We start from the raw sequence: 15,680 nt of genomic DNA, 5'->3' as shown, positions 1-15,680 counted from the left end.
CGCGAAGGCGGAATGTCAGGCACCTTAAACGGAAACTGACACTCCCTCTTCGCGGGCAAGCCCGCTCCCACAGTGTTTATCGGATCGACCGGATCAGCGGCGATCCAGCCACACCGTCTGCGCATTGCAGAACTCGCGAACGCCGAAGTGCGACAGTTCGCGGCCGAAACCGCTTTTCTTCACGCCACCGAAGGTCACGCGCGGGTCGCTGGCGGAGTAGCCATTGATGAACACGCCGCCGGTTTCCAGTTCGCTGGTCAGTTGCTGGGCCAGGGCGACGTTGGCGGTGTAGATCGTGGCAGTCAGACCGAACTCGCTGTCGTTGGCCAGGGCCACGGCATGAGCGCAATCGCGGGCGGTGATGATCGAGGCCACCGGGCCGAACAGTTCCTGTTTGAACGAGGTCATGCGATCGGTGACGTCCGCCAGCACGGTCGGCTCGTAGTAGTTGCCCGGGCCTTGGGCCTTGCCACCGCCGAGCAGCAGGGTGGCGCCTTCTTCGAGGGTGTCGCGTACTTGTTGATCCAGTTCGTCACGCAGATCGAAGCGAGCCATCGGGCCGATGTAGTTGTCGGCGGACAACGGATCGCCCATCTTCAACTGGCGAGTGGCTTCGACGAATTTGCGGGTGAATTCTTCGACCACGCCTTCTTCGATGATCAGGCGTTTGGCGGCGGCGCAGACTTGCCCTGAGTTCTGGTAACGACCGATCACCGCCGCTTGCACGGCTTCGTCGATATTGGCGTCGTTGAGCACGATGAACGGGTCGGAACCGCCCAGTTCCAGTACGCATTTCTTCAGCGCGGCACCGGCCTGTGCGCCGATGGCCATGCCGGCGCGGACGCTGCCGGTCAGGGTTACGGCAGCAATGCGCGGGTCAGCAATGGCGCTGGACACGCCTTCCGGAGTGACGTTGATTACTTCAAACACGCCATCGGCAAAACCGGCGCGGGTGAAGGCGTCGCGCAACAGATAGGCGCTACCCATCACGTTCGGCGCATGCTTGAGCACGTAGGTGTTGCCGGCGATCAGCGCCGGGACGGCGCCGCGCAGCACTTGCCAGATCGGGAAGTTCCACGGCATCACGGCGAGGATCGGGCCGAGCGGACGGTATTCGATGCGCGCCTTGCCGCCTTCGACCAGCGTCGCTTCGGCGTTGAGCATGGCCGGACCGTGTTCGGCGTACCACTCGCAGAGCTTGGCGCATTTCTCGATTTCGCCACGGGCCTGTGCGATCGGCTTGCCCATTTCCCGGGTGATCATGGTGGCCATGGCTTCGCTGCTGTCACGCAGCGCACCGGCCAGCGCGGTCAGGGCGCGGGAGCGATCCTGCAGCGGTTTGCGTTTCCACTTGTTGAAGCCGAACGCGGCGCGGGTCAGCGCAGCGTCGAGGGCTTCGGCGGATTCGAAAGCGTAGTGACCGATCGGCTCGCCGGTGGCGGGGTTGATCGAGATGGCGTGGGTCTGGCTGGAAATCGGGCTCATGGCATCGTCCTGCGAGGTCAGTGGATGCGCTCAGAGTAGGGTGGCATTTGGTTTCTGGAAACTGAATAATAAAGAGCGTTTCTTTCACGATTGGAGAATGACTGTGGATCTGGTGCAACTGGAAATCTTCAAGGCCGTTGCCGAGCACGGCAGCATCAGCGCGGCGGCAGCGCAGATCCATCGCGTGCCGTCGAACCTGACGACCCGCATCAAGCAGTTGGAGGAAGACCTGGGCGTCGACCTGTTCATCCGCGAGAAAAGCCGCTTGCGCCTGTCGCCGGCTGGCTGGAGTTTTCTCGAATACGCGCGGCGCATTCTTGATCTGGTCCAGGAAGCGCGCGCCACAGTGGCCGGCGAGGAACCGCAAGGCGCATTTCCCTTGGGCTCGCTGGAAAGTACGGCGGCGGTGCGGATTCCCGGTTTGCTGGCGACCTATAACCAGCAACACCCGAAGGTCGATCTGGACCTGTCGACCGGGCCGTCCGGCACGATGATCGACGGCGTGCTTTCCGGGCGTCTGGCGGCTGCATTCGTCGACGGCCCGGTCCTGCACCCGGCGCTGGAAGGCATTCCGGCATTCGAAGAGGAAATGGTCATCATCTCGCCGCTGCACCACGGGCCGATCCAGCGCGCTGCGGACGTGAACGGCGAGAACATCTATGCATTCCGCTCGAATTGTTCCTATCGCCATCACTTCGAAAAATGGTTCAGCACCGACGCAGCCGTGCCGGGCAAGATTTTTGAAATGGAGTCCTATCACGGCATGCTCGCCTGTGTCAGCGCAGGTGCCGGTCTGGCTTTGATGCCGCGCAGCATGCTGCAGAGCATGCCCGGTTGCGCGACGGTGAGTGTCTGGCCGCTGACGTCGGATTTCCGCTATCTGACGACGTGGCTGGTATGGCGGCGGGGTACGGTTTCGCGCAGTCTGAGCATGTTTGTGCGTTTGCTGGAAGAGCGCGGTGTGGTGCGCGCAGAAGAGAATTGACACGTTGTGTCATGGTTGTATCTTAGGCGTCCTGTTTCGCAATATAAAAAACTATACAGCGCAAGCGATTAGCCAGAAGGAATCAGCGATGACCACAGCCCTGAGCGGGAAAGAAGCGGTAGGTGAGCGTTTTGTGCTGGAAACCATGCGCCACGCCCAGCAGTTGACCTGGAAGGCCGTGGACGAGATCGCCAAGGTGATCAAACCCGGCATGCGCGAATCGGAAGCCCATGCACGGGGTAAAGAAATTCTCGTCGAACTGGGCATGGACCGGATCTGGCATCCGCTGCTGATCCGCTTCGGCGCCAACACGCTGAAGACCTTCAAGGAGCGTTCCGACGGCGATCCGGTTTTGGGCGACGAAGACATTTTCTTCATCGATATGGGCGTGGTCTGGGAAGGCCACGAAGGTGATGCCGGGGCGACGTTCGTTACCGGTTCCGATCCGCAAATGGTCGCTTGTGCGGCAGCGTCCAAAGAACTCTTCGACAAGGTTGAAGCCTTCTGGCGTCAGGGCGTGACCGGTGTCGAGCTGTATCGTTACGCCACCGATCAGGCCGAAGCCATGGGCTGGAAGCTGAATCTGGACATCAAGGGCCACCGGGTCAGCGATTTTCCTCATGCGATTTATCGGGGCGGCAATCTGGGGGACTTCGATCAGGCTCCGAATGCCGGCGTGTGGATACTGGAAATCCAGATCGAACACCCTGAGCTTCCGTACGGTGCTTTCTATGAGGACTTGTTGATCTAGAGTCAGGAATCAATGTTCATTCAGGTGCAGCGCTATAGTTGTAACTACATAGCGCTTGCTCCGATGATGCAGCCCATTTCCTAACTCCAAAGTCAACAAAAGGACGTCCATAATGAAAGTCAGTGCCCGCAACGTGTTCAAAGGTCAGGTCAGCCAGGTTCAGGAAGGCTCGGTCAACGCCGAAGTTGTCCTGACCCTGCCGGGCGGCGAGAAGCTGGTTGCGGTCGTGACCCTGGCCAGCCTCAAGAGCCTGGGTATTGCGGTGGGCAAGGAAGCCGTTGCCCTGGTCAAGGCGCCCTGGGTGATGCTGATGACCGAATCCAGCGACATTCGCCTGTCGGCCCGCAACTGCCTGCAAGGCAAGGTGCTGAGCGTGACCGATGGCGCGGTCAACGCCGAAGTGGTGATCGAGCTGGCAGGCGGTTCGAAAGTTTATTCGATCGTGACCCGTGATGCGGTGAACGAACTGGGTCTGGCGGCTGGCGTCAGCGCCACGGCGGTGATCAAGGCTTCGCACATCATTCTGGGTATGCCGGCCTGATCAAACCGGTGACTCGATAAAAATGCCCGGTTCGGTGATTCGCCGAACCGGGCATTTTTTATTGGCCGTCGATAATGCGGGGCAGGGCGAGTGGATTACCGTCGCGCAACACTTCCGGCAACAACGCATCGGGAAAGCCCTGATACGCCACCGGCCGCAAGAATCGCTCGATCGAGGTCATGCCGACCGAGGTGAAGCGACTGTCCGAGGTGGCCGGGAACGGCCCGCCGTGCACGGTGGCGAAGGTCACTTCCTGCGGATGGGCGAAGGCGTTGACCACGATGCGTCCGGTGCGGCGTTCGAGGATCGGCAGCAGACGCCGGGCCAGATCCAGATCGCGGTCTTCAAGGTGAATGGCTGCGCTCAGTTGACCCTTGAATGAACGGGCGACCGCCAGCAACTCTTCTTCATCGTTGACCGTTACCAACAACGCCGCCGGGCCGAACACTTCATAGGCCAGCGCCGGTTCGCTGAGCAGGCGTTGGCCGTCAACTTCCAACAGCGCCGAGCGTCCCTCAAACTGGCCATCCGCCGGTGCGCCGACCGCCACCAGATTAGCCCCCACGCTTTCCATCGCCACCAGTCCTTTGACGTATGAACCGTGAATCCCCGGCGTCAACATCGTGCGTGCTGGCGCTGCGCTGACCCGCTTGATCATGGCGCTGCGCAGCGCTTGCAGACCTTCACCCTCGACCGCGATCAGGATCGACGGACACAGACAGGCTTGCCCGACGTTGACCAGCATCCGCTCGATAAAACCATCGCCGATCTCACCGCCACGCGCGGACAGCGCTGCGGGCAGAATGAACGTCGGGTTGACGCTGGTCATTTCGGTGAACACCGGAATCGGATCAGGCCGTAATTGAGCGCGGCGATAAAGCGCCATACCGCCCACCTCCGAACCTGTGAACGTCACCGCTTTAATCAAAGGATGATCGACCAGTGCCTCACCTATGGCATTGCCGCCACCGCGCACCATGGAGAAAACACCCTCGTGCAAGCCATGCATCTGCACCGCTTTGCGGATCGCGCGAGCCTGGATTTCCGAGGCCCCGGGATGCGCGTTATGCGCCTTGAGAATCACCGTCGCACCGGCCGCAAGAGCTGACGCGGTATCGCCGCCGGCCACCGAATAGGAGATCGGAAAGTTGCTCGCACCGAAGATCGCTACCGGGCCGATGGCGACTTTCTGCAGGCGATGATCCATCCGAGGTCGCGGCTGGCGATCAGGTTGCGCCGGGTCGATGGCCAGTTGCAGAAAGCGTCCCTTGCGCACCACGTCGGCGAACTGGCGGAACTGGGTCGCGGCCCGGGCGGTTTCGCCTTCGAGCTGCGCCTGAGGCAGACCGGTTTCCAGCGCGGCACGGGCGGCCAGTTCCTCACGGACGGCGTCGAGGTTGTCGGCGATGCTTTCGAGAAACGCTGCACGGTCGGCCAGCGAAGTGTGGCTGTAGCTGTCGAAGGCCGCGTCGGCGAGGGTTGCCGCCTGATCGACCTGCGCTGCATCGCCGAAGGCGAATTCCGGTTCTATCAATTGGTTGGTTGCCGGGTTCAGCGCTTTCATCGTGCCCTCGGTGGCGGGCACGTCAGCGGCGCCAATCAGCAGGTGGCCGGTCAGAATCATTTCGCTTCACCCTGGGACTGAAGGCTGGCGATCAGTTCGTCCGTGGTGGTGATGACATGGGCGAACGTCGGGCCGTTGAGTTCGTGGGCGGCGTGCATCATTTCCTCTTTGAATGCGGCGGTGGCATCGCGCACCAGCGTGACGTGATAGCCGAGTTCCGATGCGTAGCGCGCGGTGGCTTCGATGCAGGTATTGGCCAGCAGCCCAACGATGATTACGTGGGTGATGCCTTGCTGTTTCAGGCGAAAATCCAGGTCGGTATTGGCGAAGCCGCTGGAGCCCCAGTGTTCCTGAACCACGATGTCGCCGTCCTTCGGCGCGAAATCCGGATGCCATTCACCGCCCCATTCACCGCGCGAAAAGTGGTGCATGTGCATGATCTTTTGTTGGGTGGGAGTGGGATGATCCCAGTTTTCGTAGTCCCCTTTGACCCAGCGATGATGGGGTACGATGACGACCGGAATCGACAGGGCCCGTACGGCGCGATCGAGTTTGCGCAGGTTGTCGAGCAGGCCGTTCTGATCGGCCATCGGTTTGATCAGCGGAAAAATCTTGCCGCCGTCGGAGAGAAAATCGTTGTACGGATCGACCAGCAGGTAGGCGGTTCTGTCGAGTGGATAGAGAGGTTTCGACATGACGATGTACTCCGGCAATGAGCGTGATCGATGCTCAGGGCTTGTTCCCGCATCGTGTTGATATGATAATCATAGTAACTGTGAAAGAGGCAAGCCCTGATGGCTGTAAACGATAGTCTTCCCGATACGCTGTGCCCGATTTCCCGGGCCGAGGCGATCGTCGGCGACCGCTGGACGGTGCTGGTTTTGCGCGAATTGTTCATGGGCAGCCATCGCTACGATGAGATCCTGGCCCAGACCGGCGGTACGCCGCAGATGGTCGCCGCCCGTCTGAAAAGCCTGGAGGCGGACGGGCTGGTCGAGCGCCGCTTGTACAACGAGAGGCCGAAACGCTATGAGTACCACCTCACCGCAAAGGGCGAGGCGTTTTACCCGGTGGTGATTGCGTTACGCGCCTGGGGCGAGACCTGGTGCAAGTCGCCGGAGGAAGGGCTGGCGGTGAACATGACCCACAAGAGCTGCAACCACAGCGCCGGCCTCGGGCCGTTGTGCGATCACTGCGGTGAAGTGCTGCGCCGTGAGGATCTGATCAGCCAGCCGCAAGAGGCGTACGCCGCTGAACGACAGGCCCGGCGTGAGGCGTTCAAGGCGAAATAGACGCTTCCCTTCAAAACAAGAAGGCCCTCACATTCGAGGGCCTTCGTGTGTCAGCGCAGCGCGGATGGCTTACAGACTGCCCGCCAGTTTCCCGGAGGTCAGTCGCCGACGATAAGCACTGTCACGATTCGCCAGCCAGAAATACAGCGGCGAGGTCACCAGCAAGCCAACCACCCACGACAGGTCCGCGCCGTTGATGTGTGCCGACACCGGGCCGACGTACAGCGGCGTGTTCATGAACGGAATCTGCACCACGATACCGATCGCGTAAGCCAGCAAGGCCTGCGGGTTGTAACGGCCGTAGATGCCGCCATCGACCTGGAAGATCGAGCCGATGTCGTACTGGCCTTTGTGAATGGCGTAGAAGTCGATCAGGTTGATCGCGGTCCACGGCACCAACACCACCAGCAACACCAGCACCATGTCGACGAAGTGACCGATGAAGTCCGCCGAAGCGCCGACCGCAGCGAAGCAGCAGGCCAGCAGCACGATGATCGAAATCACTGCGCGGCTCTTGGCGGTCGGAATCCAGCGGTAGGCGAAGGTCTGCACCAGCGTGATCAGCGACAGCACCGCGCCATACAGGTTGAGGGCGTTGTGGCTGATCACGCTGAGCAGGAACAGCACCAGCATCAACGGGCCGATGGCGCCGGTGGCGAGTTTCACCGCGTCCATGGTGTCCATGCCCACCGGGGTTGCCAGCACGGCGACGGCGCCGAACACGAAGGACAGGCTCGAACCCAGCGCCGATCCCAGATAAGTCGTCCAGAAGGTCGCTGCCACTGGCACGTTCGCCGGCAAGTAACGCGAGTAGTCCGACACGTAAGGCGCAAACGCGATCTGCCACAGCGCCGCCAACGACACGGTGGCAAGCCAGCCGGAAATGTTAAAGCTGCCGCGAGTGAGGAAATCATCGGTCTGGATGTGGGTGAGGATGTAGCCGAAGCCGACCACGATGCCGATCCCCAGCACCCAGGTGCCGATGCGGTTGAGCACGTGGATGAAGCGGTAACCGATGATCCCGATGATCCCCGAACCCAGCGCGCCGATGACGATGCCGACCGGCACCGGAACGCTGTCGACCACGCCATGCAGGGACTTACCGGCCAGCACGATGTTGGAGGCGAAGAAACCGATGTACATGACGCCGGCAATCAACACCACCAGCAGCGCGCCGAGGGAGCCGAATTGCGCGCGGCTCTGGATCATCTGCGGAATGCCCATCTGCGGGCCTTGTGCCGAGTGCAGCGCCATCAACACACCGCCGACCAGATGGCCGACCAGAATGGCGACGATGCCCCACACCAGATTCAGATGAAACAACTGCACGCCGAGGGCGCCGGTGACGATGGGCAACGGCGCGATGTTGCCGCCGAACCAGAGGGTGAACAGATCCCGAACCTTTCCGTGGCGATCTTCGGGCGGCACATAGCCGATCGTGTGTTTCTCAATGAGCGGTGCGGACGTTGTTGCAGAGGTGGCCATGACGAACTCCAAGGCAAGGACGAGTACGTGGACGTACTTCAGTGAGCGCCGGCACGGACGGCGCATTTCTTGTTGGGGTTGATCATGGGCAAGGAAAGGGGAGAGATAAATTAGTAGTTTTGTTGCTTCAGGCGTTAAAAAAACGAGGCTCTCCGGTCAGCTGGAATCGCTCTGTTTCGGGCGTTTCAGCGCCATGAACGACAACGCAGCTGACCTCCATCGGAGCAGCTGTCTGTCGGTGTTATTGCGGCTCGGCTGCGGATTTGAATCCGGCAGCCAGACCGGTTTTTCAAAGGCGAATAGACGCCAACATTCGATGCAGCATTTCATCGCAAGCCGTGAGCTGATCGACGCTGACGAACTCGTCCGGCTTGTGGCCCTGATCCATGCTGCCGGGGCCGCATACCACCGTGGGAATCCCCACTGCATCGAACAATCCGCCTTCAGTGCCAAAGGCCACGGTGCCGAAATCGTCCGAACCGCAGAACGTGGCGATCAGTTCCGCAGCCTTGCTTCGGGCATCGGTAGCCAGCCCCGGATAGGCCGACAGTTCGCTAAACCGGATATCGCTCTGCTCGCTGACGGCCCGCATGCGCGGCAGCATTTGCTGCTCGGCGTAGGCCTTGAGTTGCTGGGCGACAATCGCCGGATCCTGCGAGGGCAGGGCGCGGATCTCGAAGTCGAAGCGGCAATCGGCGGGGACGATGTTCAACGCCTTGCCGCCGCTGATCACACCGGTTTGCACCGTGGAATACGGCGGGTCGAAACGCGGGTCGAGGTGTTCCTCCTTGAGCTGTCGACCGATGCGCCCCAGCTCGCCGATCAGCTCGGCGGCGCACTCGATGGCATTGACCCCGAGTGGCGCGTAGGCCGAGTGACAGGCATGACCCTGGACATCGCAACGCATTGCCAGTTTGCCCTTGTGCCCAAGCACCGGTTTGAGTTCGGTCGGCTCGCCGATGATGCACAGCAGCGGTTTGACCGGACGCTGCTCCAGCACCTTGAGCAGCGAGCGCACACCGAGGCAGCCGACTTCTTCGTCGTACGACAGGGCAATGTGCACCGGCAGGCGCAGCGGTGCTTCGATCAACGACGGTACCAGCGCCAACACGCAGGCGATGTAACCTTTCATGTCCGCCGTGCCGCGACCGTAAAGCTTGCCGTCGCGCTCGCTGAGTTCGAACGGCGGCAGCGTCCACGGCTGGCCATCGACGGGCACCACATCGGTGTGCCCCGACAGCACGATGCCCGGCTGATCGGCCGGGCCAATCGTGGCGAACAGGTTGGCCTTGCTGCGCTCATCGTTGTAGATCAGTTCGCACGGCACATCGAAACCTTCGAGGTAGCTACGCACGAAGTCGATCAAATGCAGGTTGGACTCGCGGCTGGTGGTGTCGAAGCCCACCAGCGTCTTGAGCAACGCGACGCTGTCGCTCATCGGTCGTCTCCGGCAACCCCGTAGCCCGGCGCCTTGGCCGGATCGAGGGCGCGGTCGATGTAGTCCTGAAGCTGCGGGCGATAGGCTTCCCAGAGAGTCTGCAATTGGCCGATCGGGTTTTCATCGGCCCAGTCCACCCGCAGGTTGACGATGGGCCAGGTCAGCTCGCCGACCACGACCACGGCTGCCGAATGGACCGGGCCTGCTTCACCGCCCAAGGCCTGGGCGGCGTGCAGGGCCTTGATCAGGCGATCGGCCAATTGACCTTCCCCTTCTTCGAACGCGCTGACCATGGCTTCGATCACCGAGCGTCCGACGAGCATGTTGCCCGCCGCCACGCATTGCTCGCCCGACACGGCGTTGTGCACGCCCAGGGTTTGCGCGCCGCTGAAATGCGCGGTCTGGCCGAGGTGGTTGATCGCCGTGATTTGTCGATACTGGCTGTAACCGTTGCGGGTCAACACCTTGTCCAGCGCCGCCTCGGGCGCCAGACCTTGCTCCATCAGGGCGAGTACTTCCGGGCCGAGCGACGGCAGGGTGATGTTCTGGCTCGACACCGCGCCAACACCCGGCAACAGCCACGGGCAGCGGGCGCCGACGGCGATGCTGGAGGAACTGATGGCGATGCCGAACTGACCGGTTTCGGGGCAGCGGGCGGCGATGGAAAATGTCATGTGTGGCCTCCTTTCGCTAAGGTCCAATTACTCGGGAATCACCGCAACTACATCAATCTCCATCAGCCACTGCGGCTGACCCAAGGCCGACACGACCAACCCGGTGGAGATCGGAAACACACCTTTCAGCCATTTGCCGACTTCCTGATACACCGGCTCGCGGTAGCGCGGGTCGATCAGGTAAGTGGTGGTCTTGACGATATGGCTCAGGTCGCTGCCGGCCTCTTCGAGCAGTTGCTTGACGTTGCGCATCGCTTGTTCGGTCTGGGCGCGCGGGTCGCCGAGGCCGACCAGTTCACCATCGAAATTGGTCCCGACCTGACCACGGACATACACGGTGTTGCCGGCGCGCACGGCCTGGCACAGGTCGTTGTCCAGGGTCTGGTTCGGGTAGGTGTCCTTGGTGTTGAACATGCGAATGCGGGTGTGGGTTGGCTGACTCATGTGAGGCTCCTGACGAAATCGGACCCGGCGCGACGGGCGCCGGGATTGAAGAGGGAAATCAAGCGTCGACGGTGTCGACAGCGTTGTTGTGCAGCGCGGCTTCGCGTTGTTCGGCATCGCGATAAGCCAGGTATTTGCGCTGGGTCGCGATGTGGTCGGCCACGTGCTTGGCGTCGTGCCACACGCCCCAGATGAACGACGAGCCGCGTCGCGACTGCCACGGCAAGCCGAGGAAATACACGCCCGCTTCGCTGGACACACCGCGCTGGTGCTGCGGCTTGCCGTTGTCGTCGAACGCGGAAACTTTCAGCCAGGAATAGTCCACGGCAAACCCGGTGGCCCAGATGATCGAGGTGATGCCGGCGGCGGCCAGATCGAGATCGGCCAGCGGGTTTTTCACGCATTCAGGGTCCGGATAAGTCTCGCGGGCTTCCGGTTCCAGCGGCAGATCGAGGCCGTTGCGTTCGATGTAGGCGTCGGCGGCATCCAGCAGCGCGAGGTAGTTCTCGTCGCCACGCTTGAGGTTGTCGCGCAGGTCCTGTTTGAAGGTCACCACACCGTCGCTGAACGATTCGGTGACGCCGACCAGGGTCATGCCGCGATGGGCCAGACCACGGAAGTCGATGGTGCGGCCACCGTGAGCGCCGCTGACAGCGATGGTCACGTGCTCGCGGCCGGGTTTCATCGCCGCCTGATCCCACTCTCCGAGTACGCCGAGCCACCAGCAGAAGTCGCGGTTGCGGTAAGCGCGAGGAGGGCGGTCGTGGGCGCCGACCGAGAGGTAAACCTGCTTGCCCGAGCGCTGCAATTCATCGGCGATCTGCACGCCCGACGAACCGGCACCGACCACAAGAACGGCACCGGCCGGCAGTTGTTGCGGGTTGCGATAGTCGGCCGAGTGAATCTGCAACAGGCGTTCATCTTTCGGCGCAATAGCCGGGATTACCGGACGCTGGAACGGGCCGGTGGCTGCGACGACGCGGGCCGCTTCGATCACGCCCTCGGAGGTCTCGACGGTGAAGCCCGGACGCCCGACATTACGCACCACGCTTTTCACATCGACGCCGGTGCGGATCGGCGCGTTGAATTTCTTCGCATAGGCTTCGAAGTAATCGGCGACACGTTCCTTGTGGGCGAAACCGTCCGGATCGACATCATCGAATTCCATCCCCGGAAACCGGTCGTGCCACGCCGGACCGTTGGCCACCAGCGAGTCCCAGCGTCCGGTGCGCCAGCGTTCGGCAATGCGGCTGCGCTCCAGCACTAGGTGCGGCACACCGAGTTTGCTCAGGTGTTCACTCATGGCCACACCCGCTTGACCGGCGCCGACAACAAGCGTGTCTGTTTTTATTATTTCAGTGGTCATCTCTGATCCCTTCTCACGAGGCCGTTGGATTCAGGTCGCTGTCGACCTGTTCTCTGTGCTTGGGATCAGACTAGGGAGGGGGTGGTTATCGGTAAAATATTATTAAGCTGGCATGTGAAGATAAAAACGTGATGCAGAGGCCTCAAAGCCCCGTAAATACGGGGCTTTGCCATGCCACCGAAATCCGGGACAAGGAAAAAAAGGGCCGCCGACAGGGTTGTCGGCGGCCCTTTTCAAGGCGTGTTCAGATCACACGGACTCAGCGATCAAGAAACGCCAGCAGGTCTTCATTCAATTGCTGCGCATGGGTGACCGCAAAACCGTGCGGCGCACCTGCGTAGACTTTCAGCTCGGCGCCCTTGATTTGCGCGGCAGCACGTTTGCCAGTGGTTTCGAACGGCACGATCTGATCGCCATCGCCGTGAATCACCAGGGTCGGCACATCGATTTTCGCCATGTCCGGGCGGAAATCGGTTTCCGAGAATGCGGTAACGCAATCCACGGTGCCTTTGAGCGAAGCGAGCAGGGCGATGTTCAGGGTTTGGGTCAGCACGCCGTCGGAGACTTTCTGACCCTGGTTGGTGCCGTAGAACGGTGCGGCGAAATCGGCGATGAACTGCGCGCGATCCTTCAGCAGGCCGGCCTTGATCCCGTCGAACACCGACTTGTCGACGCCTTCGGCAAAGTCCGGTTTCTGCCCGAACAGCGGGGTTACCGCGCCAAGCAACACCAGTCCGGCGACGCGCTCGCTGCCGTGGCGCGCGATGTAGCGGCTGACATCGCCGCCGCCCATGGAGAAGCCGACCAGGGTCACGTCACGCAGATCCAGATGCTCGATCAGTTGCGCGATGTCATCGGCGAAGGTGTCGTAGTCGTAGCCGGTCCACGGCTGCCCGGAGCGGCCGAAACCACGACGGTCGAAGGCGATGGTGCGGTAGCCGCGGCTGCTCAGATATTCCATCTGGTATTCCCACATATCGGCATCCAGTGGCCAGCCATGGCTGAACAGCACGGGCTTGCCGCTGCCCCAGTCCTTGAAATAGATCTCGGTGCCGTCTTGGGTCGTGAAGGTGCTCATGAAAACTCCTTGGGTGTGGGGCTACGTGGATGCCGTGATGGCAGCGTTCACTATCGCGACAAAGGGCATTGGCCACTTGTACGCAGGTGCTAAGTTTCGTGGTGCACGCGTTAACGGTTTGGCGACATGAGTTGTAAGATGCAACCGCATCGAACCTGCCGTTTTGCCGGAGACACCCGAAATGAAGCGCAAAAGCCTTGCGGGCAATGCCTGCCCGATCGCCCGGACACTCGACCTGATCGGTGACTGGTGGTCGTTGCTGATCATCCGCGATGCACTGGAAGGCATCAGTCGTTTCAGCGATTTCGAGAAGAGCCTGGAGATCGCCAAGAACATGTTGAGCACCCGGCTCAAAGGGCTGGTGGAGCGCGACATCCTGCGCCTGGTACCGGCGTCCGATGGCAGCGCTTACAAGGAGTATGTGCTGACTGAAAAGGGCCGGGCGTTGCAGACCGTGATTGTTGCGTTATCGCAGTGGGGTGGTGAGTTCATGTTCGAGCCCGGCGAACCCGGGTCGGTGATGGTCGATGCGCAAAAGCGTCAGCCGATCAGGAAGCTTCAGTTGCTGTCGGCCGATGGTCGAGTACTGGCACCGGAGGATGTGGCGACGAAACTGGCTGTTGAACACTGAGGTGAAGTTAGCGGGGTCTGTCGGACGCTTCGCTAATCGAAATGTCCTCTGATGCGGCGACCGTTTTTCCTTGGTTAATCTGCGAAACATCCTGCGTCTCTGTCGGAGTCGGACGATTTCACCGATGCCGTTCGTCGGCAACAATAACTCGGTGGGTCCATAAATTGACGCCAGAATAGTGGCTCATTACTATTGCGCCACTATTTTGATATCACTTTTCGTCTCGAGGGATCGAACATGTACTCACCCGCCCTTGGGGCGAGGTTGTGCCTGGCTTTGCTGTGCCTGTCTCCGCTTAACGCTGTATTTGCTGCACCTACTCCTGGTGAAACTGACCTGATCCGTGAACGCCAGGATCGACTGCTCGACGAGCAGCGCCGTCGCCTCGAAGAACTCAAAGACCTGCCAGGCAAGGAAGCCAGGCCAGTTCAACCGGTGGCGCCGACCGACACCCGTTGTTTCCCGATCAAGGACATCGAACTCAAAGGCGCCGATAGCCTTTCGGAGAGTGACAAGGCGCGCCTGCTCAAGCCCTACATCGGCCAGTGCCTGGGCGTGTCGCAGCTCAACGAATTGCTCAAAGTCATCACCGACCACTACATCGAGAAGGGGCTGGTGACCAGTCGTGCCTATCTGCCACAGCAGGATCTGTCTGCCGGGCACCTGAAAGTGCTGGTGGTCGAAGGCAAGCTCGAAAGCCTTAAAGGGGCCGAGAACAGCAAACTTTCCGAGCGTGAACTGGCGATGGCCTTTCCCGGCAAGGCCGGCGAACTGGTCAACCTGCGCGAGATCGAGCAGATGGTCGATCAGCTCAATCGACTGCCGTCCAATCAGGCCAAGATGGAATTGTCTCCGGGCAAGAACGTCGGTGGCAGCGACGTGCTGGTCAACAACACGGCGCAAAAGCCTTGGCGCGCAGGCCTGTCGCGCAGCAACGACGGCCAGCGCAGCACCGGCGAGCAGCAGTGGGGCACCACGTTCGATTGGGACAGCCCGCTGGGCCTGGCCGATCAGTTGAGTCTGCGCGGTGGCCACGATGCGATGACTGATCATCAGCACACCTCCAACAACGCCATGCTCAATTACAACCTGCCGTGGGGCTGGTGGAACTTCAGCTACACCTACAGCCAGAGCGAGTACCGCTCGCAGATCGCCGCCAGCGGCTTCAATTTCAAGCAGACCGGTGACAGCGAAAACCATCAGCTGCGCGCCGAGCGGGTAATCCACCGCGACTCGGTCAGCAAGACCTCCCTCAGCGCCGGCCTGTCGTATCTGCGCACCAACAACTTCATCGAAGACAGCAAGCTCAAGCTGAGCAGCAACCGGATCAGCGAAGCGCAATTCGGCTTCAACCACGGACGGCGGATCGGCAGCGCCTTCGTCAACTTCGACGCCGGCATGCAGGAGGGCATCGGTGCATTCGACGCTCAGGGCAGTCACGATCCGGGCCCCGGCGAACCGGACTCGCGCTACCGCAAATACACCGCGACCCTGAGCTATTTGCAGCCGTTCAAAGTGTGGGGCGAATCCTTCACCTTCAGCAGCCTGATGACCGGTCAGCGCAGCGAAGACGTGCTGTTCAGTCCGCAACGCACCAGCCTCGGCGGGCTGTCGTCGATCCGTGGATACAAGGATCAGTCGCTGTCCGGCGACAGCGGCGGCTACTGGCGCAACGACCTGCGCTGGTCGCGCCCGGTGACCGCCGAATGGCTACGCCCGGTGTTTGCCGAATACGGCACCAGCCTGGGCTACGACCAGGGCGTGATCCGTGGTGACCGTTACAACGGTGAGCAACACGGGCGCATGTCGAGCAACTCGCTGGAGTTGTTTGCGCGTGGCGAACACGTGGCAGCAAGTGTGACCTTTGCACATTCCCTGGAACGACCGGCCGCGCTGACCGAGCGCGAAGCGCCGATCTATTTCCGCCTGGATTTCTTCATTTAATT

The 15,680-nt window shown here is 61.2% G+C and carries 15 protein-coding genes; 6 read left to right on the top strand and 9 right to left on the bottom strand.

The genetic code is table 11. The features are described 5' to 3' along the window. Nucleotides 1-93: 93 nt before the first annotated feature. The gene (locus tag QR290_RS17390; protein ID WP_289203198.1) at nt 94-1,485 is read right to left on the bottom strand and encodes an aldehyde dehydrogenase family protein; all 1,392 of its coding nucleotides are present in this window, start codon (nt 1,483-1,485) and stop codon (nt 94-96) included. Nucleotides 1,486-1,588: 103 nt separating this feature from the next. On the opposite strand from QR290_RS17390, the gene ptrR reads away from it, so the two are divergent. The 3 genes from ptrR to QR290_RS17375 all read left to right on the top strand — a co-directional run bounded on the left by ptrR (nt 1,589) and on the right by QR290_RS17375 (nt 3,762). Next, nucleotides 1,589-2,470 carry a putrescine utilization regulator PtrR gene (gene ptrR / locus QR290_RS17385; protein WP_115079964.1) on the top strand — a complete coding sequence of 294 codons (882 nt, stop codon included), beginning with the start codon at nt 1,589-1,591 and terminating at the stop codon, nt 2,468-2,470. Nucleotides 2,471-2,558: 88 nt separating this feature from the next. Continuing rightward, the gene (locus QR290_RS17380; protein WP_289203197.1) at nt 2,559-3,221 is read left to right on the top strand and encodes a M24 family metallopeptidase; all 663 of its coding nucleotides are present in this window, start codon (nt 2,559-2,561) and stop codon (nt 3,219-3,221) included. Nucleotides 3,222-3,333: 112 nt separating this feature from the next. After that, nucleotides 3,334-3,762, top strand: coding sequence for a TOBE domain-containing protein (locus QR290_RS17375; protein WP_289203196.1), 429 nt, complete (start codon nt 3,334-3,336; stop codon nt 3,760-3,762). Nucleotides 3,763-3,820: 58 nt separating this feature from the next. On the opposite strand, the gene QR290_RS17370 is transcribed toward QR290_RS17375, so the two are convergent. Together QR290_RS17370 and QR290_RS17365 are read right to left on the bottom strand one after the other, a co-directional pair. After that, nucleotides 3,821-5,386, bottom strand: a complete 1,566-nt coding sequence (locus QR290_RS17370; RefSeq protein ID WP_289203195.1) for an aldehyde dehydrogenase (NADP(+)) — start codon at nt 5,384-5,386, stop codon at nt 3,821-3,823. Next, on the bottom strand, nt 5,383-6,021 hold the full coding sequence (locus tag QR290_RS17365; RefSeq protein WP_115078245.1) for an isochorismatase family cysteine hydrolase: 639 nt from the start codon (nt 6,019-6,021) through the stop codon (nt 5,383-5,385). Before QR290_RS17365 ends, QR290_RS17370 begins: the two co-directional genes overlap by 4 nt. A 99-nt stretch (nt 6,022-6,120) precedes the next feature. On the opposite strand from QR290_RS17365, the gene QR290_RS17360 reads away from it, so the two are divergent. Then, nucleotides 6,121-6,618, top strand: a complete 498-nt coding sequence (locus tag QR290_RS17360) for a winged helix-turn-helix transcriptional regulator (RefSeq protein WP_289203194.1) — start codon at nt 6,121-6,123, stop codon at nt 6,616-6,618. Between the two features lie 69 nt (nt 6,619-6,687). Here the strand turns inward: QR290_RS17360 and QR290_RS17355 are convergent, their stop codons facing one another. From QR290_RS17355 to QR290_RS17330, 6 genes are all read right to left on the bottom strand, one after another. Continuing rightward, nucleotides 6,688-8,103, bottom strand: a complete 1,416-nt coding sequence (locus QR290_RS17355) for a purine-cytosine permease family protein (RefSeq protein WP_115078243.1) — start codon at nt 8,101-8,103, stop codon at nt 6,688-6,690. A 289-nt stretch (nt 8,104-8,392) separates the two neighbouring features. After that, nucleotides 8,393-9,541 carry an acetylornithine deacetylase gene (argE, locus tag QR290_RS17350; RefSeq protein ID WP_289203193.1) on the bottom strand — a complete coding sequence of 383 codons (1,149 nt, stop codon included), beginning with the start codon at nt 9,539-9,541 and terminating at the stop codon, nt 8,393-8,395. Then, nucleotides 9,538-10,215, bottom strand: coding sequence for a DUF1028 domain-containing protein (locus QR290_RS17345; RefSeq protein WP_289203192.1), 678 nt, complete (start codon nt 10,213-10,215; stop codon nt 9,538-9,540). Before QR290_RS17345 ends, argE begins: the two co-directional genes overlap by 4 nt. A 27-nt stretch (nt 10,216-10,242) precedes the next feature. Continuing rightward, complete coding sequence (locus QR290_RS17340; protein ID WP_007950460.1) at nt 10,243-10,659, bottom strand: RidA family protein; 417 nt, start codon at nt 10,657-10,659, stop codon at nt 10,243-10,245. A gap of 58 nt (nt 10,660-10,717) precedes the next feature. Then, nucleotides 10,718-12,025, bottom strand: coding sequence for a flavin-containing monooxygenase (locus QR290_RS17335; RefSeq protein ID WP_289203191.1), 1,308 nt, complete (start codon nt 12,023-12,025; stop codon nt 10,718-10,720). Between the two features lie 259 nt (nt 12,026-12,284). Further along, the gene (locus QR290_RS17330) at nt 12,285-13,103 is read right to left on the bottom strand and encodes an alpha/beta fold hydrolase (protein WP_289203190.1); all 819 of its coding nucleotides are present in this window, start codon (nt 13,101-13,103) and stop codon (nt 12,285-12,287) included. A 181-nt stretch (nt 13,104-13,284) separates the two neighbouring features. Between QR290_RS17330 and QR290_RS17325 the strand changes: the two genes are divergently transcribed. Together QR290_RS17325 and QR290_RS17320 are read left to right on the top strand one after the other, a co-directional pair. Beyond that, complete coding sequence (locus QR290_RS17325) at nt 13,285-13,734, top strand: winged helix-turn-helix transcriptional regulator (protein ID WP_085746213.1); 450 nt, start codon at nt 13,285-13,287, stop codon at nt 13,732-13,734. A 237-nt stretch (nt 13,735-13,971) separates the two neighbouring features. Next, complete coding sequence (locus QR290_RS17320) at nt 13,972-15,678, top strand: ShlB/FhaC/HecB family hemolysin secretion/activation protein (protein WP_289203189.1); 1,707 nt, start codon at nt 13,972-13,974, stop codon at nt 15,676-15,678. Nucleotides 15,679-15,680 lie beyond the last annotated feature (2 nt).

The sequence above is a fragment of the Pseudomonas fluorescens genome (assembly GCF_030344995.1).
GTDB lineage: Bacteria > Pseudomonadota > Gammaproteobacteria > Pseudomonadales > Pseudomonadaceae > Aquipseudomonas > Aquipseudomonas fluorescens_BF.
The sequence above is the reverse complement of the archived record's forward strand: the minus strand, read 5'-3'. Positions and strand labels throughout refer to the sequence as shown.

Bases quoted from the DNA above. Each gene is read 5' to 3' on its own strand.
- QR290_RS17390 (WP_289203198.1), bottom strand. From the start codon at position 1,485: ATGAGCCCGATTTCCAGCCAGACCCACGCCATCTCGATCAACCCCGCC.
- QR290_RS17340 (WP_007950460.1), bottom strand. From the start codon at position 10,659: ATGAGTCAGCCAACCCACACCCGCATTCGCATGTTCAACACCAAGGAC.
- QR290_RS17365 (WP_115078245.1), bottom strand. From the start codon at position 6,021: ATGTCGAAACCTCTCTATCCACTCGACAGAACCGCCTACCTGCTGGTC.
- QR290_RS17360 (WP_289203194.1), top strand. From the start codon at position 6,121: ATGGCTGTAAACGATAGTCTTCCCGATACGCTGTGCCCGATTTCCCGG.
- QR290_RS17325 (WP_085746213.1), top strand. From the start codon at position 13,285: ATGAAGCGCAAAAGCCTTGCGGGCAATGCCTGCCCGATCGCCCGGACA.
- QR290_RS17370 (WP_289203195.1), bottom strand. From the start codon at position 5,386: ATGATTCTGACCGGCCACCTGCTGATTGGCGCCGCTGACGTGCCCGCC.
- QR290_RS17380 (WP_289203197.1), top strand. From the start codon at position 2,559: ATGACCACAGCCCTGAGCGGGAAAGAAGCGGTAGGTGAGCGTTTTGTG.
- QR290_RS17330 (WP_289203190.1), bottom strand. From the start codon at position 13,103: ATGAGCACCTTCACGACCCAAGACGGCACCGAGATCTATTTCAAGGAC.
- QR290_RS17335 (WP_289203191.1), bottom strand. From the start codon at position 12,025: ATGACCACTGAAATAATAAAAACAGACACGCTTGTTGTCGGCGCCGGT.
- QR290_RS17345 (WP_289203192.1), bottom strand. From the start codon at position 10,215: ATGACATTTTCCATCGCCGCCCGCTGCCCCGAAACCGGTCAGTTCGGC.
- QR290_RS17375 (WP_289203196.1), top strand. From the start codon at position 3,334: ATGAAAGTCAGTGCCCGCAACGTGTTCAAAGGTCAGGTCAGCCAGGTT.
- QR290_RS17355 (WP_115078243.1), bottom strand. From the start codon at position 8,103: ATGGCCACCTCTGCAACAACGTCCGCACCGCTCATTGAGAAACACACG.
- argE (WP_289203193.1), bottom strand. From the start codon at position 9,541: ATGAGCGACAGCGTCGCGTTGCTCAAGACGCTGGTGGGCTTCGACACC.
- QR290_RS17320 (WP_289203189.1), top strand. From the start codon at position 13,972: ATGTACTCACCCGCCCTTGGGGCGAGGTTGTGCCTGGCTTTGCTGTGC.